Origin of the sequence: Vibrio sp. 5S239 (assembly GCF_041439575.1) — a bacterium.
GTDB lineage: Bacteria > Pseudomonadota > Gammaproteobacteria > Enterobacterales > Vibrionaceae > Vibrio > Vibrio kanaloae.
Map to the genome: position 1 here is coordinate 35,018 of NZ_JBGOOM010000001.1, position 25,591 is coordinate 60,608.

Sequence of the window (25,591 nt, forward strand, 5' to 3'; positions counted from 1 at the left end):
ACAGCTTTGATTGACAGGGTTTCGTCAACAAAAATCCCTATAGAAGAATCCTCTAACTTTCCTCTCTTCCTTCAATCACCAACAAGCGCTGTTTACGTTCGACACCGCCCGCATAACCTGTCAGCTTACCATTTTTGCCAATCACTCGGTGACACGGCACAATCACTGACACTGGATTTTTGCCATTCGCCAAACCAACCGCACGCACCGCTTTCGGGTTACCAATCGCGTCAGCCAATTGGGCATAACTCCATGTTTCTCCATAAGGGATTGTCGTGAGCGCTTGCCAAACCGATTGCTGGAACGGAGTTCCCTTCGCAGCGATCGGCACATCAAACTGAATGACCTCACCAGCAAAATAACGATTAAGTTGCTCAGCAACCAATTCGAAGATCGGAAAGCTATCATCTTGAATACCCAACTGATCTGGCTTTGTGGTATGGATTTCAAACCAAGCGCCAAGCAAACCTTGCTCATTGGCCTGCAAAGTAATGATGCCTAACGGGCTCTCATAATAAGTAAAACGATTAGCCATGATATCTCCTAGCTTAGTATTCCGATTAAGATTGATTCCAACAATGGAATGTGGCGTAACTGCCCCATGGCGACACGCTTTGTGCATTAATGGCAGGACGATGCTCGATAAATTTCTTTACCACCAAATCGCCCACTAGCAAATGGTTAGGTTCACTTAAGCCTCGAAGCAACGCATATTGAATCGTCCAAGGTCCAATGCCTTTTAGGTCAATCCACTGAGAAGGATGCTCGGCTTCGTTGTTTACCATGTATTCGGCAAAACGCTTGAGGGTGTCCTTGCGGCTTCCCGGCATTCTTAAGAAACTCACATCTGCATCGGCTATCTGTTGCGGTGTTGGGAAATACGCTTTGTCTTGTATTCCAAACGGCTCCTGTGAATCGACAGGCGCTGGTGAATCAACAGACTCTTGCGTATCAGTATCCCCATGTAAGCCAGAAAGCTCACGCACCAACAAATTTAGTTGGCCAATCGCTGCGGTGACCGAGACTTGTTGCCCAAGAATAGCTCTGACCCCAGCCTCCCAAGCACTCCATACTCCAGGGATACGAATACCACTTTTAGCGACTAGAGTAGGATCGATAGTGGTAAAAAATGTTTCGACCTTTGCAATGTCGACATCTAGGTCAAACATACGTCGAATGTTAGCAATCAAGCTTCTTAATTGGCTTATATCGCCCAACTCAAATTCAATATCTAATCGGCTCTCTGTCACTAGCGTGGCCTTGAACCAGCCCCTCGAACCGTTCACATTCACCGTGCGCTGGTAATAGTCCTCGCCTACTTCTTCTAAGCCTTCAATCATTCGTCGTCGATAGAAAGCCAACAAATAGTTCCAGTCCAGCGGGCCGTGAAAACTTAACTGGATATGATTACTTAGGCTGTTATTTGGCTTGGCTCTTCGGATTTGACTTGGCGAAAGCTTCAGCTCTTTTAGAAAGGCATCATTGAAGCGGCGCGTGCTATTAAAACCACTCGCAAAGCCCACATCGGTAATGCTCATGCTGCTGGTATGCAGTAACTGCTTGGCAAACATCAATTGGCTATAAAGGCTATATTGCTTCGGTGACACCCCGATGTAATTGTCAAATAGGGTTCGCAGATAACGATCTGAAATACCCAATCGAGTAGCAAGGTCGACAATTGATCCTGAATTCAGTGCGCCGTTATCGATTAATTGCATAGCTCGCAGAAAGGTAGTCTCAACCCCTTTCCATGCTGGAGAGAAAGGCGCGCTGTCTGGGCGACAACGTAAGCAAGGGCGATACCCCGCCTTCAAAGCTTGAGCTTGATGAGAAAAGTATTCGACATTTTCTTCTTTGGGCGGGCTTGCTGGGCAAATAGGTCGACAAAAAATGCCCGTGGTTTTCACCGCAGTAAAAAACATCCCATCAAAACGAGCATCTCGTGCATAACGAGCTAAATGGCATTGCTCACTCGTTAATGTACTGTTGTGATGAATAGTTTTCGACATGTCGTACTTTCCCGTTAATCATAACCTTCATTCTGATAACTAAAAGTTTACCGTGAACTGCCATTGTCGCTAGCCATTTTCGGAAGCTAAGGTCAGATAAATCACAAAAAAAGTTTTAATTTTATTCAATTAGACTAAATTTAACCTAGAGAAGGTATTCTTCTCACAACGTCAACGATAAGTACTTAGCACGCCAAGATGTAGAGACTTATCGAATAAAAGGAAAAAGGCTATGGTTTTGCACACGTGTCGTATTGTTTTATCAAACCAACAAGTTCTCACCAGTCAATCAGTTGAACAATCTCTCAGCTTTCTTGAAGATAAAGCGAGCAACGGGATTTCTAAGATTGAAATAGACGCAACCGATGGAAATCAGATTCATTCATATCTGTCTCACTCTCTTGAAGAGTCCATTGAGAACTTAATGAACCTGTAGCTCCTTGAAAGAAAGCATAGCGATTTTAGAACATGATGCTTTAAAAAACTTGGCACCGTGATAACTAGGTGCCTTGGAATAGGTTACAGATACCAGGCTTAAACTGGTTTAAAAACAAAAATGGCTCTCTTGAGAGCCATTTTTTATAGAATAAGCTTTTTATTTTATCAGCATAGTAACAAATGAATACTACTATTCAGGCGCTTGTTCAGCGGCTTGTTGCAACGTATATGCAGTCGATGGGTCAATCTCATTAACCAATTTCTCGACCTGCATGATCGCGTCAACCGAAGTGCTACTTTTACGGTAACTCAGGTAAATTGGGCGATACCAGTCTTCAACCCCTTTCACCTTGTGTAGCTGGCCAGAGTCGATAAAAGGCTCAACTAGAGATACTGGCAAATACGCACTGCCGCCTTTCTCTAAAATGAAATCCAGGGCAATGCGGGCTGTCGAAGTACGTAGATACGGTGCCGGTACTTTAGGGTGACGCTCTGCGTGTTCAGAACCAAAACGCGTTCCCCAGTCGACATAAACGTATTTATGTTGGAATACAGATTCCAGATCATCCTGTTGCGTTGATACCAGCACCAAAACCAAATCTGCGACTTTTTTACAGTTTAGCTCTTCTGCTTTGATCTGATCTAAAGCAAAAGCCATATCTAAGGTTCGCTCTAACAAGTGACGGTTGAGCTGCTCACGCCCCATCACCTCTGCCATAAAGCCGTAGCCACCCAAGGAATCGGTCACAACACTCAAACAGTTTTGTAAATACGCATCCCAAATATTCGGCGTGCCACCCAACGTTAGCTGCAAGGCTTTCCCACTTTCCAACGACAGCTCAAATTTAGCTTGTTGTAAGGTAGAAACCATCACTTCAGCATAACCAATCAAACGTTCACCAGAGGAAGTAAGCTTAATATTGTTGCGGTCACGAATAAAAAGCTGAGTATCAAAATAGCCTTCTAGCTGTTTAATTCTCGCACTCACTGCGGCTTGCGTTAAATACAAGTTTTCTGCTGCACGCCCAAAATGGCGTACTCTTGCAACCTCAAGAAAGGTTCTAAATACTTTCACATCCATCAAATGCATCTCTGTAATAAATCTGCTAACTAGCCGATCTAGAATTGTTTATCGTAAAGGCAAAAACATTTTGTTTCCCATTGTAGCCTTTTAACAATATGTTCGCGTGAACAATAAACACTAATTTCTATCTAACCACATTACTGAGGCTGATATGTCTGAGACCGAATTCCGACACGGAAAAAAACGTTTTTATGACACCACTAAATTCCCACGAGGGTTCGCTAAATCAGGTAATTTTACTCTTTCAGAAGAGGAAGTCCTGACCTTATTTGGTGACACAATGCTAGCACTTGAGACTGGTGAGTTAACGCCAACCAATGCTGAAGAAAAACATTTCTTAAAAGTGCTGTCTCACCCTCATAAGGCTAAGTCAAAGTTAGAGCGTGTTTGGTTGAAATACATTCAACTGGCTCGTGGACGCCGTCGCTTTCATACCCTAAACGGCTGCAAACGTGGCGAAGTGTCTAGAGAAGAATACGAAAGTGAGTTAGTGTTAGAAGATTAGTAAAAACGCTCAAGGTGATACCTCATCACTTTGGGCTTTTTTTTACCTTCTATTTTTATCTTCAAACACGATTTTTCTTCGTAGTTGGTCAGTTTAGCTAACCTGCTTGGTTTTACCTATATTTATAGATAATTCATAACGATAGCGTGAACAGACCTCTGTTCTCACACAATTTCACGGGTATCAGACCCAATTAGGATCATCATTCTTCACCCTGCTGTTTCCTTTTATCACGATAGCGCTACATTGCCACCATTATTTTGCTGCCTCAACTATACTTTCAAAGCTCGTTATTACACTGAAGATCTTTAATACGCCAAAGCTATTTAATAGGTTGAAACGCACTGACCCTTTTAGGCACTGAATCAAATCAACATTCCTGTATATGACAAGCGTATTAATCTTGTTTAACGCCACCAAATATCCATACAGTAATTGTGCAATTTTGAGCGTTCTAGTCACAGATACGAGGAAAAAAGTAAAAACTTGACCTAAAACAATAGCAGAACTTGATAACTTATTTTATAATGCGAATTAATGTTTCAGAACACTGTAAATTTAATTTCTAGGGGCAAAATCAATGAGACTTATTCCATTAAGCAACAAAGCTAAAGTAGGTAAATGGGCTGCTCGTCATATCGCAGATTCTATCAACAAATTCGCTCCAACTGCTGAGCGTCCATTTGTACTAGGTCTTCCTACAGGTAGCACACCTCTAACTACTTATGCTGAGTTAATTGAACTTTACAAAGCTGGCGAAGTAAGCTTCAAGCACGTTGTAACATTCAACATGGATGAGTACGTTGGTATCGACCCAAACCACCCAGAGTCTTACCGCACATTCATGCATGAGAACTTCTTCAACCACGTTGATATCCAAGCAGAAAACATCAACCTGCTAGACGGCAAAGCTGAAGACATCGATGCTCACTGTGCAGCATACGAAGAGAAAATCCGTTCATACGGCAAAATCAACCTGTTCATGGGCGGCGTAGGCATCGACGGTCACATCGCATTCAACGAACCAGGTTCTTCTCTATCTTCACGCACTCGTATCAAGACGTTGACTGAAGACACTCGTATTGCCAACTCTCGTTTCTTCGATGGCGACATCAACCAAGTTCCTAAATACGCATTAACTATCGGTGTTGCTACTCTTCTAGACGCTGAAGAAGTAATGATCCTTTCTCTAGGCCACAACAAAGCGCAAGCGCTTCAAATGGCTATCGAAGGTTCTGTAAACCACATGTGGACGGTTACCGCTCTACAGATGCACCGTAAAGCGATCATCGTTGCTGATGAGCCAGCTCAACAAGAGCTAAAAGTTAAGACTCTACGCTACTTCCAAGAGCTAGAAGCTGAGAACATCCAAGACCTATAATCCGCATAGTCTTGAATAGAAAGGCGTTTTTATAAAGAGAGCGTCTTGAATAAAAAAAGCCACTGAATGTGGCTTTTTTGTGCGCGTTGATTTTGTGTTTAATGGGAAGAGGTTTCGGATATTTTTAGAGGCACAAAAACAACAAAGCGATTTCTCCAACGAGAGAAACCGCCATCATTTTAAACTTTGTATTGAAACGAACGAACAGCTACTAGATGTGTAGGATGTTAAACAAGTAAGCAAGGCTGCAAACTAGCGCTAAGAGCTCAGCGCGTTATCTCGGCATAGGGTAGTGATAATGTCAGTGATAGCCAATATGATCGTCGACTTCACCTTTTGATTATGTCGCCCCAAGAACATTTCAAGCATTGGGCCAGACATCGTTTCCACCATCTCCGCGTCATATTCGATAGGCATAATACGCTGAATCGCGTGCACCTTGTTGAGCTCAAATATCACATCAACTTCTGTAAAGCTGGTGTCTTCACCCTGTATTTTCGCCCACTCTTTCAAGGTAACGAAAACCTCGAGATCGTCGTAGAGTTCTTTACTGATCACGCCAAGCCCAAGTAGCAACTTAGCACGAATCATGATCTCGCCTAACGGCCCACCACTGTTGAGAAGTGGTTCGACAACGAACTTAATTGCCGTGTCGTCTTTCTTAAAGATGTTCTTTAATACGGCATCTACCGTGTCGTCCAATGCATCATAAGCCGCCATTAGGCAGGCGCCAGCACTCTCAGCTTCCGAAAGGGCTTCGAGTAATTCAGTTTCATGGCTAGTTTGTATTGGCATAACGGCTCGAAAATAAGAAAGTGTCACAGGTGTGACACTTTGATGGTTTATCATTTCAATGCTAGATAAGCTTGTTCCGCTAGTTTAACAACTTCTGAGTCACTATTCAGCTCAGAATAATGCGCTAATGTCTCAGCAAAGCCTTTTTCTGCGAACATTGCTTGAAGTTCAACCGCTTGAGGGTCATCTTCGTTCTTGTAATGGAACGCAGCAGCGATAGCTTTTACTAGGTGAGTATTCGGTAGACCATATTCTAGCGTACCGTTTAATGGTTTAACTAGACGGTCTTGCGGGCTCAGTTTACGAATTGGCTGACGACCAACGCGGTCTACTTCATCACGTAGGAACGGGTTAGCAAAACGACCTAGAATCTTTTGGATGTAGGCAGCGTGAGCTTCTGGATCAAAGCCGTAACGCTTAATCAGAACCGCACCACTCTCTTCCATCGTCGCTGTTACTTCAGCGCGGATTACATCATCTTCGATAGAGTCTTTGATTGTCTCGTGACCTGCAAGCACACCAAGGTATGCCGTTACCAAGTGACCTGTGTTTAGCGTGAACAGTTTACGCTCAACGAAAGCCATTAGGTTGTCAGTGCATTCCATACCTGGGATGTTTGGAATCTCACCTTTAAATTGTGTTTGATCTACGATCCACTCGCTGAACGTTTCAACCGTTACTGCTAGAGGATCTGTTTCGCCTGCTTCTGCCGGTGGAACAATACGGTCAACTGCAGAATCAACAAAGCCAATGTGCTCTTCAGTGAACGCTTTCATTTCATCAGCAAGGTGCTCTAACACGGCTGCTTTTAATTGGCTTGTACCGCGAACCATGTTCTCTGCCGCGATGATGTTCATTGGTGCAGTGTTGTTTGCTGCTGCACGTTTTTCAATGCCTTGAGCGATAGACTTAGAGATGATTTTAAGAACCGTAGGACCCACTGCTGTCGTCACAAGATCAGACTCAGCAATGCAATCTACTACTGCGCTTGTCGCTGAGTTAACTGCTGTCACGTTCTTAACAACTTCGACAACACACTCTTCGCCAACAATCTTAACTGGGTATTCTTGGCGTTCAATTAACGCATTTACAACCGTTTCATTTACGTCAGCAAACGTAACCTTCATACCAGCATCAGAAAGAAGCTTACCAATGAAACCACGACCGATATTACCTGCACCAAAATGTAACGCTTTCATAATTTTGACCTTATAAATATTTGAATCTAGATAGCTAACTGCTCAACAACATGCCTCTACGATGTGCCCTAGACATTAAGCAGTAAGCTATTCAGACTGAATCTTTTAGAAAGATTAAGACCGAAAATGAGGCCAGTAGGGGGATACCGGCCTCCTTCACTCAGGAGCTTGACTAGAGCTTTTTAGTTTCCGTTGAGAATACGTAGAACATCAGCAGGGTTTGTTGTGTTCTGTAGGCATTCCACAGCTTCTTCATCATCGAGTGAATTGGTAATAGCCATCAGAACCATGTTGTGCTCATCGCCTTGTGCGGCAATACCGATAACCATCTTCGCGATATCATCTTCATCTTCGCCCCACTGAATACCTTCAGGGTACTGACAGAAAACGATGCCGGTTTTTTGTACGTACTGTTTCGCTTCGATTGTGCCGTGTGGTACTGCGATAGACTCACCTAGGTAAGTAGACACAAGCTCTTCACGAGCAAACATGCCGTCTACGTATTCTGGTGATACGTTGCCAAGTTTTACTAATTGTTCGCCAGCAAACTTGATTGCGTCTTCTTTTTGAGTCGCTTTTAGGCCAAGGAAAATGCTGTCGTCAGTGAGTGCTAACTTGTTGACTTCTTGTGCTGGAGCCGCTGCAGGAGCTGGAGCTTTTACGTCACCACTTTGTGCTTCTACAAGTTCAGCGACTAGTTGGTCGTATACTGCTGCGTCTAAGAAGTTGTTCAAAGACATGTGCATTGCACCTGGAACGGTGTTACGAGCACGGTCTGTTAAGTCTTTATGTGTAATAACGATTTGCGAATCAGCCGGTAGGTTGTTGATTGCGTAGTTGGTTACCACGATGTCTAGGCCAGCTGTTTCTATTTTCTTACGTAGAAGACCTGCACCCATCGCACTTGAACCCATACCCGCATCACAGGCTACATAGACTGCTTTTACATCCGCTAGGTTGACGTTTGCTTCTGCTGCTGCACCTTTAGAAGACGCTTTCATGTCTTTCATTTGAGCAGAGGCTTTTTCTAGTGAACCTTCGTCGTCACCTTGAGCTGAAGTCTTAAGTAGGATTGAAGCTACGATGAAAGACACAGCCGTTGCAGCGATAACAGAAAGAACCACACCGATGTAAGAGCCTTTAGGTGTCATCAACAATACTGCGAAGATAGAGCCTGGAGATGCTGGGGAGATAAGGCCAGAATCGAACACTACGTTAGTGAATACACCCGTCATACCACCTGCGATTACAGCAAGGATTAGACGTGGGTTCATTAGAACGTAAGGGAAGTAAATTTCGTGGATACCACCTAGGAAGTGGATGATAGATGCACCAGCAGCAGATTGCTTAGCGCTACCTTTACCAAATACCATGTAAGCAAGTAGAAGACCGAAACCAGGACCTGGGTTTGCTTCGATTAGGAAGAAGATAGAACGACCGATTTCTTCAGATTGCTGGATACCTAGTGGAGAGAAGATACCGTGGTTGATTGCGTTGTTTAGGAATAGGATTTTCGCAGGTTCAACAAAGATAGAAGCAAGAGGTAATGCACCCGCTTCAACCATCACGTTCACACCAGCCGCCAGACCAGAAGAAAGCACTTTAACTGCAGGACCAATCACGATGAATGCGATGATTGCGCAGATCATACCAATGATACCCGCAGAGAAGTTGTTCACTAGCATTTCGAAACCACTCTTCACTTTACCGTGAACAGCTTCATCGAATTTTTTAATTGCGATACCACCTAGTGGGCCTACAATCATTGCACCCATAAACATTGGGATATCAGTACCAACGATAACACCCATTGTTGTGATAGCGCCGACTACCGCACCGCGGTCACCACCAACCATTTTACCACCGGTATAACCGATCAATAGTGGTAATAGGTACGTAATCATAGGACCAACCATTGATGCTAACGTTTCGTTAGGCCACCAACCGGTTGGGATGAATAGTGCAGTAATGAAACCCCACGCAATGAATGCGCCGATGTTTGGCATTACCATATTAGATAAGAAACGACCAAAGTTTTGAACCTTGATCTTTGCTTCTGGTGATAACATAGGTAGAACCCCGTATTGTATTGGTTGGTCAAATGACCGAAAGTGTGTGCTCAAAAGTTGATTAAAATGTATCACAACATTTCCAAAATGCACCTTAGGCCAACTTTCGTGACAAACATCACACACAAAAAACACTTTAGGGTTAGCAATAATGCCTTAGATCACAAAAATGCCATGAATTTAAATTACAAAGCAAAATTAGTGAGAATAATTCTCACAAACTAACGATCAAGATCACATTTTAATACGCAACCATTAAAAATAAATAGTGACAAAAATCACATTAAGCAAAAGAACACTCAATGAAACGATAATAAATGTATAAAAGAACGCCATACAAAGCGCGAAATATACGCATACCCTTGAGTATTAACTGGTATTGTGTAATTTAATTACAAAACAGTAAGACATAGATCACACTCAAAATTATCCAATCGCATCTTCTCGGTTACACCATTGGCTTATACATCATGCGCACCTTCACCACACTCTTGCAGCAAAAGCTGATCACAACGCACTGCTGTCAGCAGCAAGAGATGTGCTATTGTATTTACCTATTCATATTAACTACCGCCTCAACATGAATCAGCTGATCACTCCGCTATTTGAGAAAAGACTATGTCAGACAAAATTTCCACATCCGCACTCGCTAAACAAAAAGGCATAGAAGCTAAAGCTTTATTTAGCGATCTAAAAACAGCGGGCTATATAGTGCGTTCACAAGAGCGTTGGATTCTCACAGAACGGGGAGAAAGCTTTGGTGGGGAATATGTCGAACACAAGAAGTTTGGTGTCTTTATTGTCTGGCCAGAGAAACTGCTCATCGACTTAGACTCATTCTCTGGCAAAACATTAACCGCGACGCAACTTGGCCACGCTTTTGAGCTCAGCGCTAAGAAGATCAACTTGTTGCTCAATGAACTTGGGTGGATAAAGAAAGAAGAAAATGGCTGGCACGTCACCTCTACAGGCTTAAAAGCCGGAGGTGAACAAAGAGAAGACAAAGCGACTGAGAATTTATTCGTGGTGTGGCACGATTCGTTGGTTCGTAATAAACGATTAAAGCAATCTGTTGTCGAGTTTTTAGGCCACGATGCAGAAAGCCACTCGACCGATGTATCGTTTTCTAGCTTCCGCCAGAAGTTTGAGGCCAAACACCGAACCTTAGATGGGCACTATGTGCGTTCAAAGGGAGAGCTGATCATAGATAACTGGCTTTATATGGCAGGAGTGATGCATGCGTACGAACGTCCACTGCCAATATCAAAAGAAGTGATCAGCGATTTTTACCTGCCAAATGGCAAGGTGTACATCCAGTTTTGGGGAACCGATTCTGCCCCTGTCGCTGAAGACAAACGCATTGAAACGAGAGAAACATACGAAGAACACGGCTTCAGCTTAATTGAACTCACCCCAGAAGATATCCCAAGCCTAGACAGCGTACTTCCACCATTATTGCGTCAATATGGCATAAAGGCGTACTAAGCGACTGATCTTAGCGCGCCATAACATATCAAGATCACACTTAATCACTTATTATGGACATTATTTACCATAGTGATTTGATATGTTCGCTATTTTTCCCGAGTCATTCTTCTATTATCTTACACCCATCGACTTGAGCTACCGCAGATACTCGATTTTATGGGGGCATGTTCGATAGCCATTTAAGCGTTCAATCTTTTAGAAACTGACTGTTCATCTATAGATATACAGCCTAAATGCGTTATCCGTTTATTGTTGACGCTACTGAACATAAAACCCTACAACATTTATTATTGATAGATATTAGGATTCAACATGACTCATCCAATCATTTCAGATCTAAACACTCGTTACACAGCTAAAAAATACGATGCAGAAAAACGCATCTCTGCGGAAGACATGGAAGTAATCAAAGAAGCACTTCGTTTGTCTGCTTCTTCAATTAACTCTCAGCCTTGGAAATTCATCATCATTGAGAGCGACGCAGCTAAGCAGCGCTTCCACAATACTTTCGAGAACATGTTCCAGTTTAACCAACCGCATGCGAAAGAAGCGTCACATACGATCCTGTTTGCTCACGATCCTAAGTACACTAAAGAGAAATTTGCTAAGCGTGCTGATACAGAAGTAAGCTCTGGTCACCTACCCGCTGAAATGTACGAGCAGTTCTTAGGGGCTTACGCATTCGCAGAAATGAACACAGACGAAACAGGTTTCAACGGTAACTGGACTAAGTCTCAAGTGTACATCGCGCTAGGTAACACAATGCACACACTGGCTCGTCTTGGTATTGCTTCAACGCCTATGGAAGGTGTAGACGCTGCTATGATCGGCGAAGAATTTGCTGAAGAACTAGAAGGTCACGTTGTTGATGTCGCACTCGCTATCGGCTACCACAAAGACGGCGAAGACTACAACCACGGTAAACCAAAAGCGCGTCTAGCTCTTGATGAAGTGGTTACTACGCTGTAATAGCTCCCATGCGCTATGCATCATGTACCAATAGCTACAGCGCTTTACTCTTTAAAACGCTTTTTCGTTTTACAAAATATATTTTTAACAGAACTTCAGACTGTTAAATAACACTGCCTTGTTTTGGCCAGACACTCGTCTGGCCTTTTTTATTCCTGCTATTTAACGACCTAAAGTTGCCCGAATAAAGTTAGTCATAAAGACACTTAATAATCATTTTGATTACACAACATATACAGTCATAAAGACACACCCAAATAGGTGAATCCAAAAAAAACCAATGTAAAACAATATATTAAAAACATGGCACAACTAGTGCAATGATGACCTTAGATATTTAAATAAGGTATTATCATTATGACTATTCACGTTAAATCAAATGTTCACTGGGTTGGCGTCCACGACTGGGAAACCGAGCACTTTCATGGCAAGGAATACCACATGAACAAAGGTACCAGCTATAACTCGTACCTGATCCGTGAAGAGAAAACAGTGCTGGTCGATACCGTTGATCATCGCTTTACTGAGCAATTCCTTGCAAACCTTGAGATGGAAATCGATATCAACGACATCGACTACATCATTTGTCAGCACGCCGAAGAAGACCACTCAGGTGCACTTTCAGCATTATTAGCCAAAATTCCAAACACACCAGTTTACTGTACGGAAGCAGGAGTGAACTCGATTGTTGGCCATCACCATCAACCTAACTGGAACTTCAGAACAGTTAAAACTGGCGACACGCTCGATGTGGGTAACGGCAAGCAACTTATCTTTGTTGAGATGAAGATGCTGCACTGGCCAGACTCAATGGCGACCTACCTAACGGGCGACGAAATCCTGTTCAGTAATGATGCATTCGGCCAACACTACTGTGACGAAAACCTATTCAACGACCAGCTAGACCAAGTAGAACTTCATGACCAATGTCTGCGTTACTTTTCGAACATCCTGACGCCTTTCGCGCCTTTGGTGAAAGCGAAGATAGAAGAAGTGTTGAGCTTGGGTGTGCCTATCGATGTTATCGCCACTTCTCACGGTTGTATTTGGCGCGATAACGCAACGCAAATCGTTGAGCAGTATTACGAGTGGTCTAAGGCCTACAAAGAAGATCGTATTACGATTGTCTACGATACCATGTCGAATAATACTCGCATGATGGCCGATGCTATCGCTAAGGGAATACGTAAAGGCAGCCCAGAGACGGCAATCAAGGTGTTCAACATCTCCAAGCACGACAAGAATGACATCCTTGCCAACATCTTTCGCTCAAAGGGCGTACTCGTTGGCTCATCGACCATGAACAATGTGATGATGCCGCAGATCGCAGCGCTGCTCGAAGAGATACACGGTCTGCGTTTCGCAGAAAAAAGAGCCGCAGCCTTTGGTTCTTCAGGTTGGACAGGTGGCGCAGTTAAACGCATCGATGCTCGCCTACGTGAAGCTAATTTCGAAGTCAGCGCACCGCAACACATCCACTGGAAACCAGACACAGACGCCCTTCGCCAATGTATTGATTACGGCATGACACTGGCTGAGGTTTGGCGCGCCGATGCGAACGAGGTTAGTGAGCCTAAACAAGTTGAGCGCAACGTTCAACGTATTGAATCAGCACCGACAAGCCCCCCAACCGAGCTAAAAGACACGGCAGAGCAGAAGCCAGAAGAATCGCAAGACAAGTCAGCACGCAGCGCAGACTGCACTTGCTGGCGCTGTACTGTGTGTGAATGGGTGTACGACCCACAGTTAGGTGAACCGTACCAAGGCGTTGAACCGGGAACACCATGGGCACAAGTGCCGGATGATTTCCTTTGCCCTGAATGCCATTTAGGTAAAGAAGTGTTTGTGGAGAAATAACATGTCGAACATTGTGATTGTGGGTGGTGGTTTCGCCGCCCTACAAACCATAAAGATGCTTCGTAAAGCTGACCAAAACATTACTATTACTATGGTCACGGCGGACTCTGGTGTTGAATACAGCAAGCCGAACCTTTCGCACGTATTCAGTAATGAGCAAACACCTCAACAGCTCGTGATGAATAATGCTCAGCAATTAGCAAAGCAATATAACGTTGTCATTAAAACCTACGTTTGGGTAAACGAGATTAACACCGAGCAGCAGTTTATTGTCGCTGGCGATGATGTCATCCCCTACTCAAAACTTGTACTAGCGACTGGCGCTACACCCTTTATACCGCCAGCAGAAGGGTTGCTTCCTCAGGCGACCATTACACTAAATAGCTTAGAGGAATTCGAAAGGAGCAAAGCTCAAATTGATGATGCTCAACGAATCACCGTGATTGGCGGAGGATTAATCGGCGTTGAGCTCGCCTTCGACCTTCAAACCGCAGGCAAAGATGTCACCATCATTGAGCCTGCGAGTTACTTGCTAAATAGCCTAGTGCCACCTTTCGTTTCCCTTGAATTGGAAAGGGAACTAACAAAAGCAGGTGTTACCGTCGAAACCGATTCTGCAGTGTGTCGCGCAACTTATCTCCCGGATGGGGTGAGGCTGCAAACAACGTCTTCTCGATTAATCAAGACCGACGTAGTCATCGCTGCTGCTGGGTTAATGCCAAACACCACACTAGCGAAACAAGCGGGCATTGAGGTGAACAGAGGTATCATCGTTAACGAAGCAATGAGAACCAGCATACAAAATGTCTATGCGATTGGTGATTGTACTGAGATTCAAGGCCAAGTAATGGCTTACCTACAACCCGCCGTATTGTCGGCCAGCATATTAGCTAAACAACTCACCACAGGAGAAGGCAAGCTAAGGCTGCCGAATATTATTACTAAGGTAAAAACACCCCGTTATCCTATTCAACTGGCAGGTAGAAATATTCAAACCGTTCAGAGTTGGGAAGCGAGGTTTGACCCGAAAGGGATTATTGCCAAAGGCTTTAATGAATCTAACCAGCTTGTAGGATTTATTGTCACTGGTGAGCACACCCAATCTGCGTTTTCTCTGCTAAAGGAATTACAAATAAGTTCACCGCCACATGCATAAACGCAGTTAAGAAAAGGCAAAGTAGAACAATAAAAAAAACCAGTCAATCGACTGGTTTTCTTTGTATCAATTCTCTGTATTACCATTAACCTATAAACGAGATGTACCCTTGTAGGATGATCAGGTTAACAATATCGATAAAGAAGGCACCGACAATTGGCACTACCATGAACGCCTGTGGCGATGGACCGAATCGACTCACCAAAGACCCCATGTTCATTACTGCTGTTGGCGTTGCTCCTAAGCCGAAACCACAGTGGCCACCCGACATAACTGCCGCTTCATAGTTCGCCCCCATCACCTTAAAGGTCACAAAGTAAGAGAAAAGTCCCAACACCACCGCTTGAACACTAAGGATAACCAAGAATGGAATCGCAAGATCAAAAATGTTCCAAAGCTTAAGGCTCATTAGTGCCATGGCTAAGAACAGCGATAATGACACGGTACCAAGAATATCGACCGTTTCACTGTCGGTTTTGTGCAGCTTAGTCACTTCAAAAACATTAGTAATGAACACACCAATGAATAGCGCATACACAAAGTCAGGAATCATCAACCACGAAACTTCAAAAGTAGCGACCCATTGTTCTAGGTATCTCGCACCAGTGATGCAGATAAGAAGAATGAAAAGAACCTCAATTACCTTCTTCGCCGTTACTTTGTCTTCTTCATATTCGTTGTAAGTCACCAACTCAGGGAAACGTTCGTGAGTTTGTGTACCAGTACCGTATTCAGACTCTAGGTTGTTTTTATCAATCAACTTTTGGGCTACCGGACTACCAATAATACCGCCGATGATAAGACCGAAAGTCGCTGACGCCATCGCAATTTCTAGGGTGTTGGCAATGCCATAGGTCTCTGAAAAAGTTTGTGCCCAAGCGGCGCCAGTTCCGTGACCACCAGATAGCGTAATTGACCCTGCAATCAACCCCATCAAAGGTTCGAGACCAAGTGCCGTGGCGAGAGTTACACCCACACCATTCTGGATGATGATATAAACAGAGGCGACCCCTAGGAACAGAAATACCTTTGCCCCACCTTTTATCAACTGTGTGTAGTTAGCGGCAAGGCCGACGGTAGCAAAAAACATTAGCATGAATGTATTCTGTAATGGCAAAGAGAACTCTAGATCAACGCCATTAAAGTGTAGGGCTGTAATAGCAAAAGCGACGATCAAGCCGCCCACGATGGGCTCTGGGATATTGTATTTTTTGAGAACCGGTAGCTTTGCATTTACAAAGTTGCCTAGAAACAAAACACTAATCGCGATTAGGAAAGATTCTAGTGGCCCTATTGAAATTAATTGATTCATATAACCTCTATATTTTTACGTTCTCATATTCCCTAATGAGTCTAGTGACCTGTAATTATGTGTTGCTCCGCTTATATTTATGTAAATAGGTGAGAAGTTGTAGATTAGAAAAACGAGCACATTGCCGTGTTCGCTCTGTGCTATGTATGTAACGTGTTAACCTTTATCGAAGGTTTTTTAACAACAATCACCTCAAAGAAATACAAGCCGACAGAAATAATATCGCCGCTCAATACCTTTCTAAATGCCTAATAAAGCAAAAAGGAGCTACTGCTAGCTCCTTTTTTATTACCATTACAGGTAATTAGAATTTTTTCGGGGCATAACCTGTCATAACCTCAATACGAAGCTCTTTACCAATCTTCGTCATTGGGTGAACAATCACTAATCCTTTTACAGACTTTTTCAGTTTCCCCATATCCGCTTGCTCAGCTTTGGTGATTTCACGGCTAAATGGCATATCAATCAGCGATTTACGCTCTTGATTCACATCGAAGCTTTCTTTGTGTTTAAGCTGGGCAATTTTCTTCGTAAGTTTCTTAATCTCGTCTTCAAATTGACGAACAACAGGACGATCATTACGAGTTTTAGCAGCCGCTAACTTGTGGCGACACTTGTCTAGACGGTTGTTAATTTGTTGAAGTTCGTTTTTAGCACTCATAATAATTTCCTAAGATTAAGCAAGCCAACTTGGATTGGGGCGCGGAGTATAGCACAAGGGTTTACGCGAACCGAAATTTATCTGATAAATCGCCCGCAGAACCAAACATAAGCTAAACCTTCACTTTGTACTGGAGGTCTTGAGCTTCATCTCCCGTCATGCCTCTAAAACCCCAACAGTGTGACGGCTGTTCTTTTATCGTAATTTCGATATCTAAAGGAGAGATACCTAACTGTTTTTCTATTTCTGAGAAAATCTTCTTAATCAGCCGTTTTTTGGTGTTAACAGCTCGACCTTCCATCATGTTGATTTCAATAACGGTGTAAGCTTCAGACCGCCCTTCAGGATAAAAAAGTCATCTCTTTCTAATGGAACAAATCGATGCGCCCGCTTGTCATCAGGTAAACCCATCTCACTGTTCAAACATTGCTGTAAAACATTAGAGAGCTGTAACTTAATAGGATTTAAACACTCTTTGATACCATAAATAACGATCATGACCATTCCTTTGATGTGATGTCGGATAAAGAAATCTCCGTCAGATAGACGCTCACTATCTCACCTATCCATTCGCTTACTATTTAATCATATAACCTAATGGCATTCATGAAAGAAGGGATAAACAATGAATTTATTAACAGGTGCAACAAAAAATGCAGACCACCGATTTACACTCGGCCACTCCCCGATAAACCATGACTCATCAAATTGATCGTACACCAAACTAGGAACGTATATCCCTAAAATGAATTTTATGTTTGAAGGAGTACTATGTGCCTAAATCAGCTAAAAAAATACAGCCGTTAGATAACACCGAATCAGAAGCACTTGACAGACTGCCAGTATTCCCGCTTCCTTTGTTTATTTTACCAAACGGTAGACAGAGACTACGCATTTTCGAACAGAAATACTTGAAAATGGTCTCCAGTGCGTCTCAAGGAGGTGGGTTTATCATCGCCCCCCAAGATGCAGCAAAACCCAAAACACTCAGCTCATGGGGAACCAGAGTAACGATAGTGGACTTCAATATTTCTGACGACAATATTCTTGAAATCGACGTTGAAGGCGTTCAATTAGTTAAGCTTAAGGATGCAATGCGTCAACAAGACACTCTGATCACCAGTCGCTTTCAAAACTTGCCTCACTGGCCAGAGTTAAATGCCAAAACCCCAAATATCATGACCTCATTTCTTGTTCAGCTTTTCAGAGAAAATGAATCGATCAGAACGCTTTATCCAACACCTGACTTCGAAAATTCTCAATGGACTTGTGCAAGACTCTTGGAAATGTTGCCTATCCCTCTAGAAAAAAAAGCCGAATTTACTAGACCCGCGAGCTTTCCTTCTCTCGTTCCTTTTCTTAATCAAATCATTACGGGGCAATAGACACTTTTATTCACTATAATTTCGTATAATAGAAATTAGTTTAAATAGAAGTGATCCCGAGCTTTACTTTCTGCGTAGTGTTAACCAAATTCGCATGATGGTCAGATACTATGCAAGTGGAAATGAGAAGTTCAGGGAAAGGCAAGGAGCATGTCATTATTCCCGATAACAAATTACCTACCGAAACCAAAGTACCAGCTGAGCTTTCAAGCTGGTTGATTTTGGTTGGTACAGACCGAGACAAGCAGGCTTTTACTAATTTGTTTAAGTTTTTTGCTCCCAAAATCAAACGCTTTGGTATCAGTAAGTTGGGGAGCGAAGCTGCGGCTAACGAACTTGTTCAAGACTCAATGGCTAATGTTTGGAAAAAAGCACACCTCTATAACGAAGAGAAAGGCGCGGCAACGACTTGGGTGTACACCGTGATGCGAAACGCTGCTTTCGATGTGTTGAGAAAAGTGAAATCAAAAGCGGAACAAACCATTGCAGACGATATCTGGCCAATCGATTCAATGATAGCGGAATCTCAAAACGAAGAGCTTCCATTTGGTGACCATCTAATGAGCCGTCATGTAATGACTCAGATAGAGAAACTACCTCTCGCCCAGAAAACGATTGTGAAAGGGGTTTACTTTCAAGAGCTATCACAAGAACAACTCGCTCAACAACTTGATGTCCCGCTAGGAACCGTCAAATCACGTCTAAGACTCGCTTTAGCCAAACTTAAGGTCCACATGGGAGAACAAAACCATGATTAAACATCACCCAAATTTAAATATGTTGAAAAGCTTTGTTGGGGGTTCTCTCGCTGATTCCGTTTCTTTGATTGTAGCGAGCCATGTTGAGCTCTGTGAACACTGCCAACAACAAGTTAATCAGTTAACAGCCGAAGCTGCCAACACTGTATTTGACACTGACAATTTAGAATTACCTCTGGGTCATAGAGAAATCGACACCTTTTTTTCTGATGATGTAGAGTTTGATTTAAATGCAATTGAATCAATCACCGCTGACTTATCTCAATCCGTTGAAATGGAGCCAGAAATACAGAAAATAACAGTAGCTAAAACCACTTTTACGCTTCCTAGAGCGCTTAACTCAGTCGCACTAAAAGACTGGATAAGTTTAGGGAAAATATCGAGAGCAAGACTCGATTTCGATGATGAGTCGCACCACACCAGTTTATTGCATATAGACAAAAACGGACAAGTGCCTTGCCACACACACAAAGGTTTTGAAATAACCCTACTGCTAGAGGGAAGCTTCGAGGACGAAATGGGAGTCTATAACAAAGGCGATTTCATCTGGTTAGACGGTAAACACACTCATCAACCAGAAACTAAAGAAGGCTGTGTGTGTTTAACGGTTTCAAGCGACGCCATGCATTTCACTAAAGGCGTAAGTCAGTTATTCAACCCATTGGGTAAGTACATTTACTAAAAGTAAGTGTGATTCAGGTATACAGAACGGTATAGAGACCAATAAATAAATAGTCTAAAATTATATCGGCTTTTTAAAATCATCAAGTTACAGAGCTGCTATGTACAGCTCTGAACTTGTTAAATAGCCTAGACTAAATTAAACAGCACAGAGCGAAGGAGTTGGCCAATGGACAAAAAAATCAAGATAGGCATCAGTGCATGTGTTGCCGGTCACAAAGTTCGGTTTGATACAGGACATAAACGTTCTCGCTTCTGCACAGACGACCTTGCAGAATATGTCGAATTGGAACCAGTTTGTCCAGAAATGGCAATTGGTCTACCGACACCAAGACCAACCATTCGTCAAACTCGTCAACTAGATGACATCATCCATGTCTCTCGTCCAGACGGTTCCGGTGATGTAACCAATGAGCTTATTGAGTTTGGACAAAACTATTCAAAAAACAATCAGCACATTGCTGGTTTCATTGTTTGCCAAAAAAGCCCGACCTGCGGTATGGAACGAGTGAAAGTTTACCACCATCATGGCCGCGGTTCTGAATCGACAGGCGTGGGCATGTTCACCCAACAAATTATGGATGGGAACCCGTTACTTCCAGTTGAAGAGAACGGTCGCCTTAACGATCCGATTTTGCGCGAAAACTTCATGACACGAGTATTCACCTATCAAAAGTGGTTAGACCTTGTCGATGAGGGCGTGACTAAACACAAATTAATTCAGTTCCACAGTGCACATAAGTACCTAGTAATGTGTCATCACGTAGAAGGTTATAAGAGCCTAGGCAAGCTACTGGCCAGTAATGATTTAGAGATAGATGAACTAGCAAGTCAATACATTGAAGGTTTGATGACGGCGTTATCTCACCACGCGAACCGTGGTAGCCACGCTAACACCTTGCAACACCTTCAGGGTTACTTCAAAAAGCAACTGAGCAGCGCGCATAAGCAAGAACTTGCCAATCAGATAACCTCATTCCGCGAAGGTGTCATTCCTCTGTTAGTACCATTAACACTGATAAACCACTATCTAATGGAGTACCCAAATGAATACCTTGAGTCACAAGTGTATCTAAACCCTCACCCACAAGAACTTAAACTGAGGTACGGATATTGAGCGATATTTTATGGATACGACGAGACCTAAGGATTCACGATAATCCCGCTCTCGTCGCTGCAATTGAAAGCGGCGTAACTATCGCCGTTTTTATCTCTACCCCGCAGCAATGGCAACGGCATCACCTAGCACCAATAAAAGCAGATTTTATCTACCGCCACCTCAAGCAGCTAGAATCACAGCTCTCGGAGTTCGGTATCACTCTGCTGCACCTCAAAGCCACTGATTTTAACGACCAATCCACAAAACTAGTCGACTTATGTAAACAGCTCGATGCGACATGTGTCTACGCAAACTCAGAGCCTGAGGTTGATGAACAAGCTCGCGATCAAAAGCTGATTTCAAACGGCCTAAACCTGAAGGTAAGCGACTGCGATGTAATGCTGCCACTAGGTAGCGTTCTCAACAAACAAGGTGAGATGTTCAAAGTCTTTACACCCTTTAAGAACGCTTGGCTAAAAGAAGTTCAGGTAAAAGGCATCATCTGTAACCCTGCTCCTTTCGTGCCTGCTGAGTTTTCACAAGAACAGCTTCCTGATGACTTAAAAGCCTTAAGAATCTCCGCTGACTATGATTTCGACTTTCCTCGTGTTGATTCAAGTCGCTGGCCATTAAGCCAAGATGTATTAAAAAGCGTGATTCCCAACTTCCTAGCAAACAAAGTCAACGACTACGCGACGTTTAGGGATATTCCTTCGATTAAAGGCACATCAGGGTTATCACCCTATTTAACAATAGGAGCGGTCAGTCCGAGGTGGCTAGCGATTCAATTGATTCAGCAGCAACCTGACCTATTATTTGACACTCAATTACCTGCCTTTTCTTGGCTTAATGAATTGATATGGCGAGATTTCTATAAACATCTGATGTTTCACCACCCTGATTTAGTGAAAGGCTCTAATTTCCAGCCCAAATACAACGGCTTAGATTGGCATCAAGACCACCCAAGCTTCAAAGCATGGTGTGAAGGTAAAACTGGTTATCCATTGGTTGATGCCGCAATGCGTCAATTAGTTGAGACTGGCTGGATGCACAACCGGTTAAGAATGGTGGTGGCGAGTTTCCTGACCAAGCATCTACTCATTGACTGGCGCTGGGGCGAGCGATTCTTTATGTCGCACCTTATCGATGGTGATTTTAGTGCCAACAATGGTGGCTGGCAATGGGCGTCAAGTACCGGCTGTGACGCTCAACCTTACTTTAGAATTTTCAACCCAATCACTCAAAGTGAAAAGTTTGATCCAAAAGGCATTTTTATTCGTAAGTACATACCAGAGCTGCAAAATATCCCTGATAAGCATGTACATTTCCCACATGACTTTATCGCTAAAAACGGAATAGACAGCGAATACTGGCAACCCATCGTCGAACATAAAGAAGCACGATTGAGAGCCTTAGCCTTTTTCAAATAATTAGAGTGAGTATTATGGATAACTCTCTATGGCTTGATAACTTTCTCAACATGTATCGAGAACTTGGTACCGAGAATTTTGATGTGCTGAAAACGGTGTATCATCCAAAAATTGAATTCCAGGACCCACTGCATCAAGTCAGTGGGATCGAAGCACTGACGCACTATTTTGAGAACCTATATTCCCAAGTAACCAGCTGCTACTTTCACATAGAGCACAAGTTTGAGGTGAAAGATGAGGCGTCTATATATTGGACAATGCAGTTTGCTCACAAGCAGTTAAATGGTCAAAAGCCTATCGAAGTTCAAGGCCACAGCCATATCAAAATGCTCGATGACCAAGTGATCTATCACAGAGACTACCTCGACGTCGGTTCTATGTTGTATGAACACATTCCAGTGTTAGGCTGTGCCATCAAATCCATCAAGAAAAGAGCGAGCCGATAATGCGTATTATGATCACTGGCGCGACCTCAGGTATCGGCCAATCACTGACACTCGATTATGCTCAGCAAGGGCATCAAGTAATTGCTTGTGGCCGCAACTCAGACAAGCTGCAAACCTTAGTCGATTCCCACAAAACAGACCTATCACACTCATCCATTGAGCCACTCTGTTTTGATCTAACCGATTACCACAATTTCCCTGAGCTTGACCACAACAAGCCACTCGACCTGCTAATTTTGAATGCAGGTGATTGTGAGTATATCGATGATCCATTGAATTTTGATGCGGAGCTTTTCGAACGCGTCATTAATATCAACCTGATCTCTATTGGCTACGCTTTAAAAGCATGGCTCAAAAACATCAAGCCCGGCGGTCGCTTGGTTTTGGTGAGTTCAAGCGCGAGCTTTTTGCCTTTGCCTAGAGCTGAGGCTTATGGCGCTTCTAAGGCGGCACTCACGTATTTAGGCAGAACGCTTTCGGTTGACCTGGCACAACACGATATTCATGTATCAATTGTGCATCCAGGCTTTGTTGAAACACCATTAACCGAGCGAAATACGTTCTCTATGCCTATGATCATTAGTAGTGAGGCCGCAACTCAGCGAATCGTAAACGGTATTGCTCAAGGAAAGAGTGAGATCGATTTCCCAAGACGATTCATCATGTTGATGAAGCTATTAAGAATGCTTCCAACTCAAGTTTGGCAAAAACTCGCTTCAAGGATGGTATAACAATGAAGAAAATCGCCATTATTGGTTCAGGCATCTCTGGACTCACTTGCGCGCATATATTGGATAAGCACCACGACGTAACGGTATTTGAAAAAAATGATTACGCTGGAGGGCACACTGCCACCGTTGATATTGAACATCAAGGCTCGGCGTTTTCTATCGACACCGGCTTTATTGTATTCAACGATCGAACGTACCCGAATTTCAACCAGCTTCTAGAACAACTCGGTGTGGAAAGGCAACCGACTGAGATGAGCTTCAGTGTTCACAACTCGACCACTAAGTTTGAATACAATGGCCACAGCATTAATTCATTATTCGCTCAAAGGAGTAACATTTTTAAACCGCAGTTCTGGTCTTTGGTTTCCGACATTCTTAAGTTCAACAAATTGTGTAAAGCACAATTCGAAAGCAATGTATTCACGCCTGACGTTACCCTTGGTAATTTCCTGCGAGATAACCAGTTTTCCGACTTCTTTAGCCAGCACTACATCCTACCGATGGGTGCCGCTATTTGGTCAACAAGCTTAGAAGAGATGGAAGAGTTTGAGCTTAAGTTCTTTATTCAGTTCTTCTATAACCATGGCCTGCTAGACATCGCCAACCGACCTCAGTGGTACGTGATTCCTAAAGGGTCGCGATCTTATGTTGAGATCATCCTTTCGCGTTTGAACAAACCGGTTGCGTTGAATACATCAATCAAACAGGTCACCCGCCAAGAAGTTGGTATTACCATTGAATTTGAAGATGGTGATACACAAGACTTCGATGAAGTGATATTCGCCTGTCACTCAGACCAAGCCCTGCGCCTACTTGGTGATGCGACCGAACAAGAGCAGCAGGTACTAGGCGAGATCCCTTACAGCCGCAACGAAGTAGTGCTCCACACGGATACTCGCTTACTACCAGACAGAAAGCTGGCTTGGGCGAGTTGGAACTACATGCTCGATGGCGACAGCAAACGACCGGCTTGTGTCACTTACAACATGAACATCCTACAGGGCATTGAAAGCCAAGATACCTTCTGTGTAACCCTAAATCAAAGTGACGCGATAGCACCTGAGAAAATCATTCGCAGCTTTGTCTATCACCACCCCGTTCTAAACTCGAACACGGTTGAAGCTCAGCACAAGCGTGAACAGATTTGTGGCAAAAACCAAACTCACTTCGCAGGAGCTTATTGGTATAACGGGTTCCATGAAGATGGTGTCCACAGCGCACTTGATGTAACCAAACGCTTCGGCTTAGATTTGAATACGAGTTCAGCGCTATGAACACTCACGCCCTGACACCCGACATGAGGGCCGATCCAGAAAAGAGTGAAGAACTCAGCGGGATCTATTGGGGTAACGTCAGACATCGCCGTTTCGGCGACATCACCCACGAGTTCAGCTATCAGCTATATATGATGGGGCTGGATCTTGATGAACTGCCCCAAACCACAGCGCGTAGTGCGCTGTTCGGAACTCAATGGTATAACCCGATTCGCTTTGTCGAATCGGATTATCTCGCTGAAAAAAAAGAAAATAGCATTAACAATGAACCAAAATCACTTAAGCAACGTATAGCTTCCAAAGTGCAACAACTTGGTGGGGTTTGGTCTGAGTCAAATAGAGTAACAATGTTGGCACAGTGCCGTTGTTTAGGTATTTATTTCAGCCCAATCAACTGTTTTTTCTGCTACGACGAAACCGGAGAGTGTCGCTATATGTTGGCTGAAGTGAGTAACACACCTTGGCGACAACGACACTACTATCTGATCGACATGCAACAAGAGTTAAAGGTTAAGAAAGAGTTCCACGTATCGCCGTTTATGGACTTAAACATGACCTACTTTTGGAAGATTAAGCCACCAGCGAAACGAACATTAGTCCACATCGAAAGCCGCCGAGACGAAAAGCTTTTCGATGCAACGCTGGCACTGACCAAGCAGTCAGTAACCAAGCAAAACATTCGACGAACAGTATTCAAAATTCCGGCGATGACGATAAAAGTCGTGATGGGAATTTATTATCAGGCTCTCAAATTATTCCTGAAAAAAGTACCGTTCGTGGCGCATCCAGACTCAACGTCTTAAGCGCCTTTACAGTCACTAAATAGTACAACTCAATTAACGATTTGGGCGTCTCAAACCAATG

The 25,591-nt window shown here is 43.4% G+C and carries 24 protein-coding genes and 1 pseudogene; 16 read left to right on the forward strand and 9 right to left on the reverse strand.

Annotation, left to right across the window (positions count from 1 at the left end):
• Nucleotides 1–52 precede the first annotated feature (52 nt).
• Nucleotides 53–535, reverse strand: a complete 483-nt coding sequence (locus tag ACED48_RS00160; RefSeq protein WP_017057613.1) for a methylated-DNA--[protein]-cysteine S-methyltransferase — start codon at nucleotides 533–535, stop codon at nucleotides 53–55.
• A 25-nt stretch (nucleotides 536–560) separates the two neighbouring features.
• The gene (locus ACED48_RS00165; RefSeq protein ID WP_017057614.1) at nucleotides 561–2,009 is read right to left on the reverse strand and encodes an AlkA N-terminal domain-containing protein; all 1,449 of its coding nucleotides are present in this window, start codon (nucleotides 2,007–2,009) and stop codon (nucleotides 561–563) included.
• 232 nt (nucleotides 2,010–2,241) lie between these two features.
• Between ACED48_RS00165 and ACED48_RS00170 the strand changes: the two genes are divergently transcribed.
• Complete coding sequence (locus tag ACED48_RS00170) at nucleotides 2,242–2,445, forward strand: hypothetical protein (protein WP_017057615.1); 204 nt, start codon at nucleotides 2,242–2,244, stop codon at nucleotides 2,443–2,445.
• Nucleotides 2,446–2,637: 192 nt separating this feature from the next.
• On the opposite strand, the gene ACED48_RS00175 is transcribed toward ACED48_RS00170, so the two are convergent.
• A complete protein-coding gene (locus ACED48_RS00175) occupies nucleotides 2,638–3,528 on the reverse strand; it encodes a LysR family transcriptional regulator (protein ID WP_017057616.1) in 891 nt (296 codons plus the stop codon).
• A 154-nt stretch (nucleotides 3,529–3,682) separates the two neighbouring features.
• On the opposite strand from ACED48_RS00175, the gene ACED48_RS00180 reads away from it, so the two are divergent.
• Both ACED48_RS00180 and nagB read left to right on the forward strand, forming a co-directional pair.
• Nucleotides 3,683–4,036, forward strand: coding sequence for a DUF413 domain-containing protein (locus ACED48_RS00180; RefSeq protein ID WP_017057617.1), 354 nt, complete (start codon nucleotides 3,683–3,685; stop codon nucleotides 4,034–4,036).
• Between the two features lie 580 nt (nucleotides 4,037–4,616).
• Nucleotides 4,617–5,417, forward strand: a complete 801-nt coding sequence (gene nagB / locus ACED48_RS00185) for a glucosamine-6-phosphate deaminase (RefSeq protein ID WP_017057618.1) — start codon at nucleotides 4,617–4,619, stop codon at nucleotides 5,415–5,417.
• 258 nt (nucleotides 5,418–5,675) lie between these two features.
• On the opposite strand, the gene ACED48_RS00190 is transcribed toward nagB, so the two are convergent.
• The 3 genes from ACED48_RS00190 to ACED48_RS00200 form a co-directional block, all read right to left on the reverse strand.
• The gene (locus ACED48_RS00190; RefSeq protein ID WP_017057619.1) at nucleotides 5,676–6,212 is read right to left on the reverse strand and encodes an MltR family transcriptional regulator; all 537 of its coding nucleotides are present in this window, start codon (nucleotides 6,210–6,212) and stop codon (nucleotides 5,676–5,678) included.
• A 50-nt stretch (nucleotides 6,213–6,262) separates the two neighbouring features.
• Nucleotides 6,263–7,411, reverse strand: coding sequence for a mannitol-1-phosphate 5-dehydrogenase (locus ACED48_RS00195; protein WP_017057620.1), 1,149 nt, complete (start codon nucleotides 7,409–7,411; stop codon nucleotides 6,263–6,265).
• A gap of 182 nt (nucleotides 7,412–7,593) precedes the next feature.
• Complete coding sequence (locus ACED48_RS00200; protein ID WP_017057621.1) at nucleotides 7,594–9,480, reverse strand: PTS mannitol transporter subunit IICBA; 1,887 nt, start codon at nucleotides 9,478–9,480, stop codon at nucleotides 7,594–7,596.
• A 618-nt stretch (nucleotides 9,481–10,098) separates the two neighbouring features.
• Here ACED48_RS00200 and ACED48_RS00205 point away from each other — a divergent pair.
• From ACED48_RS00205 to norW, 4 genes are all read left to right on the forward strand, one after another.
• A complete protein-coding gene (locus tag ACED48_RS00205; RefSeq protein WP_017057622.1) occupies nucleotides 10,099–10,965 on the forward strand; it encodes a hypothetical protein in 867 nt (288 codons plus the stop codon).
• 315 nt (nucleotides 10,966–11,280) lie between these two features.
• Nucleotides 11,281–11,937 carry an NAD(P)H-dependent oxidoreductase gene (locus tag ACED48_RS00210; RefSeq protein ID WP_017057623.1) on the forward strand — a complete coding sequence of 219 codons (657 nt, stop codon included), beginning with the start codon at nucleotides 11,281–11,283 and terminating at the stop codon, nucleotides 11,935–11,937.
• A gap of 357 nt (nucleotides 11,938–12,294) precedes the next feature.
• Nucleotides 12,295–13,794 carry an anaerobic nitric oxide reductase flavorubredoxin gene (gene norV, locus ACED48_RS00215; RefSeq protein WP_017057624.1) on the forward strand — a complete coding sequence of 500 codons (1,500 nt, stop codon included), beginning with the start codon at nucleotides 12,295–12,297 and terminating at the stop codon, nucleotides 13,792–13,794.
• A gap of 1 nt (nucleotide 13,795) precedes the next feature.
• Complete coding sequence (gene norW, locus ACED48_RS00220; RefSeq protein ID WP_017057625.1) at nucleotides 13,796–14,950, forward strand: NADH:flavorubredoxin reductase NorW; 1,155 nt, start codon at nucleotides 13,796–13,798, stop codon at nucleotides 14,948–14,950.
• Between the two features lie 85 nt (nucleotides 14,951–15,035).
• Here norW and gltS read toward each other — a convergent pair whose 3' ends face one another.
• The 3 genes and pseudogenes from gltS to ACED48_RS00235 all read right to left on the reverse strand — a co-directional run bounded on the left by gltS (nucleotide 15,036) and on the right by ACED48_RS00235 (nucleotide 17,421).
• Nucleotides 15,036–16,262 (reverse strand): sodium/glutamate symporter, encoded by a 1,227-nt coding sequence (gene gltS / locus ACED48_RS00225; protein WP_017057626.1) that lies wholly within the window; start codon nucleotides 16,260–16,262, stop codon nucleotides 15,036–15,038.
• 304 nt (nucleotides 16,263–16,566) lie between these two features.
• Nucleotides 16,567–16,923: a YibL family ribosome-associated protein gene (locus tag ACED48_RS00230; RefSeq protein WP_017057627.1), complete on the reverse strand. Its 357-nt coding sequence runs from the start codon at nucleotides 16,921–16,923 to the stop codon at nucleotides 16,567–16,569.
• 112 nt (nucleotides 16,924–17,035) lie between these two features.
• A pseudogene (locus ACED48_RS00235) lies at nucleotides 17,036–17,421 on the reverse strand (tautomerase family protein).
• Between the two features lie 275 nt (nucleotides 17,422–17,696).
• Here ACED48_RS00235 and ACED48_RS00240 point away from each other — a divergent pair.
• The 9 genes from ACED48_RS00240 to ACED48_RS00280 all read left to right on the forward strand — a co-directional run bounded on the left by ACED48_RS00240 (nucleotide 17,697) and on the right by ACED48_RS00280 (nucleotide 25,530).
• Nucleotides 17,697–18,308, forward strand: coding sequence for an LON peptidase substrate-binding domain-containing protein (locus ACED48_RS00240; protein WP_017057629.1), 612 nt, complete (start codon nucleotides 17,697–17,699; stop codon nucleotides 18,306–18,308).
• 110 nt (nucleotides 18,309–18,418) lie between these two features.
• Nucleotides 18,419–19,066, forward strand: coding sequence for a sigma-70 family RNA polymerase sigma factor (locus tag ACED48_RS00245; protein ID WP_017057630.1), 648 nt, complete (start codon nucleotides 18,419–18,421; stop codon nucleotides 19,064–19,066).
• Nucleotides 19,059–19,748 carry a ChrR family anti-sigma-E factor gene (locus ACED48_RS00250; protein WP_017057631.1) on the forward strand — a complete coding sequence of 230 codons (690 nt, stop codon included), beginning with the start codon at nucleotides 19,059–19,061 and terminating at the stop codon, nucleotides 19,746–19,748. The genes ACED48_RS00245 and ACED48_RS00250 overlap by 8 nt, the downstream gene beginning before the upstream one ends.
• Nucleotides 19,749–19,916: 168 nt before the next feature.
• Entirely contained in the window at nucleotides 19,917–20,864 is a 948-nt protein-coding gene (locus ACED48_RS00255; RefSeq protein ID WP_017057632.1) for a DUF523 and DUF1722 domain-containing protein, read from the forward strand.
• Nucleotides 20,861–22,276: a deoxyribodipyrimidine photo-lyase gene (gene phrB / locus ACED48_RS00260; protein WP_017057633.1), complete on the forward strand. Its 1,416-nt coding sequence runs from the start codon at nucleotides 20,861–20,863 to the stop codon at nucleotides 22,274–22,276. Before ACED48_RS00255 ends, phrB begins: the two co-directional genes overlap by 4 nt.
• Before the next feature lie 14 nt (nucleotides 22,277–22,290).
• Entirely contained in the window at nucleotides 22,291–22,722 is a 432-nt protein-coding gene (locus ACED48_RS00265) for a nuclear transport factor 2 family protein (RefSeq protein WP_017057634.1), read from the forward strand.
• Complete coding sequence (locus tag ACED48_RS00270; protein WP_017057635.1) at nucleotides 22,722–23,453, forward strand: SDR family NAD(P)-dependent oxidoreductase; 732 nt, start codon at nucleotides 22,722–22,724, stop codon at nucleotides 23,451–23,453. Before ACED48_RS00265 ends, ACED48_RS00270 begins: the two co-directional genes overlap by 1 nt.
• A gap of 2 nt (nucleotides 23,454–23,455) precedes the next feature.
• The gene (locus tag ACED48_RS00275; protein WP_017057636.1) at nucleotides 23,456–24,727 is read left to right on the forward strand and encodes an NAD(P)/FAD-dependent oxidoreductase; all 1,272 of its coding nucleotides are present in this window, start codon (nucleotides 23,456–23,458) and stop codon (nucleotides 24,725–24,727) included.
• On the forward strand, nucleotides 24,724–25,530 hold the full coding sequence (locus tag ACED48_RS00280; RefSeq protein WP_017057637.1) for a DUF1365 domain-containing protein: 807 nt from the start codon (nucleotides 24,724–24,726) through the stop codon (nucleotides 25,528–25,530). Before ACED48_RS00275 ends, ACED48_RS00280 begins: the two co-directional genes overlap by 4 nt.
• Nucleotides 25,531–25,591 lie beyond the last annotated feature (61 nt).

Bases quoted from the DNA above. Each gene is read 5' to 3' on its own strand.
- gltS (WP_017057626.1), bottom strand. From the start codon at position 16,262: ATGAATCAATTAATTTCAATAGGGCCACTAGAATCTTTCCTAATCGCG.
- ACED48_RS00205 (WP_017057622.1), top strand. From the start codon at position 10,099: ATGTCAGACAAAATTTCCACATCCGCACTCGCTAAACAAAAAGGCATA.
- ACED48_RS00200 (WP_017057621.1), bottom strand. From the start codon at position 9,480: ATGTTATCACCAGAAGCAAAGATCAAGGTTCAAAACTTTGGTCGTTTC.
- ACED48_RS00275 (WP_017057636.1), top strand. From the start codon at position 23,456: ATGAAGAAAATCGCCATTATTGGTTCAGGCATCTCTGGACTCACTTGC.
- ACED48_RS00265 (WP_017057634.1), top strand. From the start codon at position 22,291: ATGGATAACTCTCTATGGCTTGATAACTTTCTCAACATGTATCGAGAA.
- ACED48_RS00280 (WP_017057637.1), top strand. From the start codon at position 24,724: ATGAACACTCACGCCCTGACACCCGACATGAGGGCCGATCCAGAAAAG.
- ACED48_RS00270 (WP_017057635.1), top strand. From the start codon at position 22,722: ATGCGTATTATGATCACTGGCGCGACCTCAGGTATCGGCCAATCACTG.
- nagB (WP_017057618.1), top strand. From the start codon at position 4,617: ATGAGACTTATTCCATTAAGCAACAAAGCTAAAGTAGGTAAATGGGCT.
- ACED48_RS00255 (WP_017057632.1), top strand. From the start codon at position 19,917: ATGGACAAAAAAATCAAGATAGGCATCAGTGCATGTGTTGCCGGTCAC.
- ACED48_RS00190 (WP_017057619.1), bottom strand. From the start codon at position 6,212: ATGCCAATACAAACTAGCCATGAAACTGAATTACTCGAAGCCCTTTCG.
- ACED48_RS00245 (WP_017057630.1), top strand. From the start codon at position 18,419: ATGCAAGTGGAAATGAGAAGTTCAGGGAAAGGCAAGGAGCATGTCATT.
- norW (WP_017057625.1), top strand. From the start codon at position 13,796: ATGTCGAACATTGTGATTGTGGGTGGTGGTTTCGCCGCCCTACAAACC.
- norV (WP_017057624.1), top strand. From the start codon at position 12,295: ATGACTATTCACGTTAAATCAAATGTTCACTGGGTTGGCGTCCACGAC.
- ACED48_RS00250 (WP_017057631.1), top strand. From the start codon at position 19,059: ATGATTAAACATCACCCAAATTTAAATATGTTGAAAAGCTTTGTTGGG.
- ACED48_RS00230 (WP_017057627.1), bottom strand. From the start codon at position 16,923: ATGAGTGCTAAAAACGAACTTCAACAAATTAACAACCGTCTAGACAAG.
- ACED48_RS00170 (WP_017057615.1), top strand. From the start codon at position 2,242: ATGGTTTTGCACACGTGTCGTATTGTTTTATCAAACCAACAAGTTCTC.
- ACED48_RS00160 (WP_017057613.1), bottom strand. From the start codon at position 535: ATGGCTAATCGTTTTACTTATTATGAGAGCCCGTTAGGCATCATTACT.
- ACED48_RS00210 (WP_017057623.1), top strand. From the start codon at position 11,281: ATGACTCATCCAATCATTTCAGATCTAAACACTCGTTACACAGCTAAA.
- ACED48_RS00180 (WP_017057617.1), top strand. From the start codon at position 3,683: ATGTCTGAGACCGAATTCCGACACGGAAAAAAACGTTTTTATGACACC.
- ACED48_RS00165 (WP_017057614.1), bottom strand. From the start codon at position 2,009: ATGTCGAAAACTATTCATCACAACAGTACATTAACGAGTGAGCAATGC.
- ACED48_RS00175 (WP_017057616.1), bottom strand. From the start codon at position 3,528: ATGGATGTGAAAGTATTTAGAACCTTTCTTGAGGTTGCAAGAGTACGC.
- ACED48_RS00195 (WP_017057620.1), bottom strand. From the start codon at position 7,411: ATGAAAGCGTTACATTTTGGTGCAGGTAATATCGGTCGTGGTTTCATT.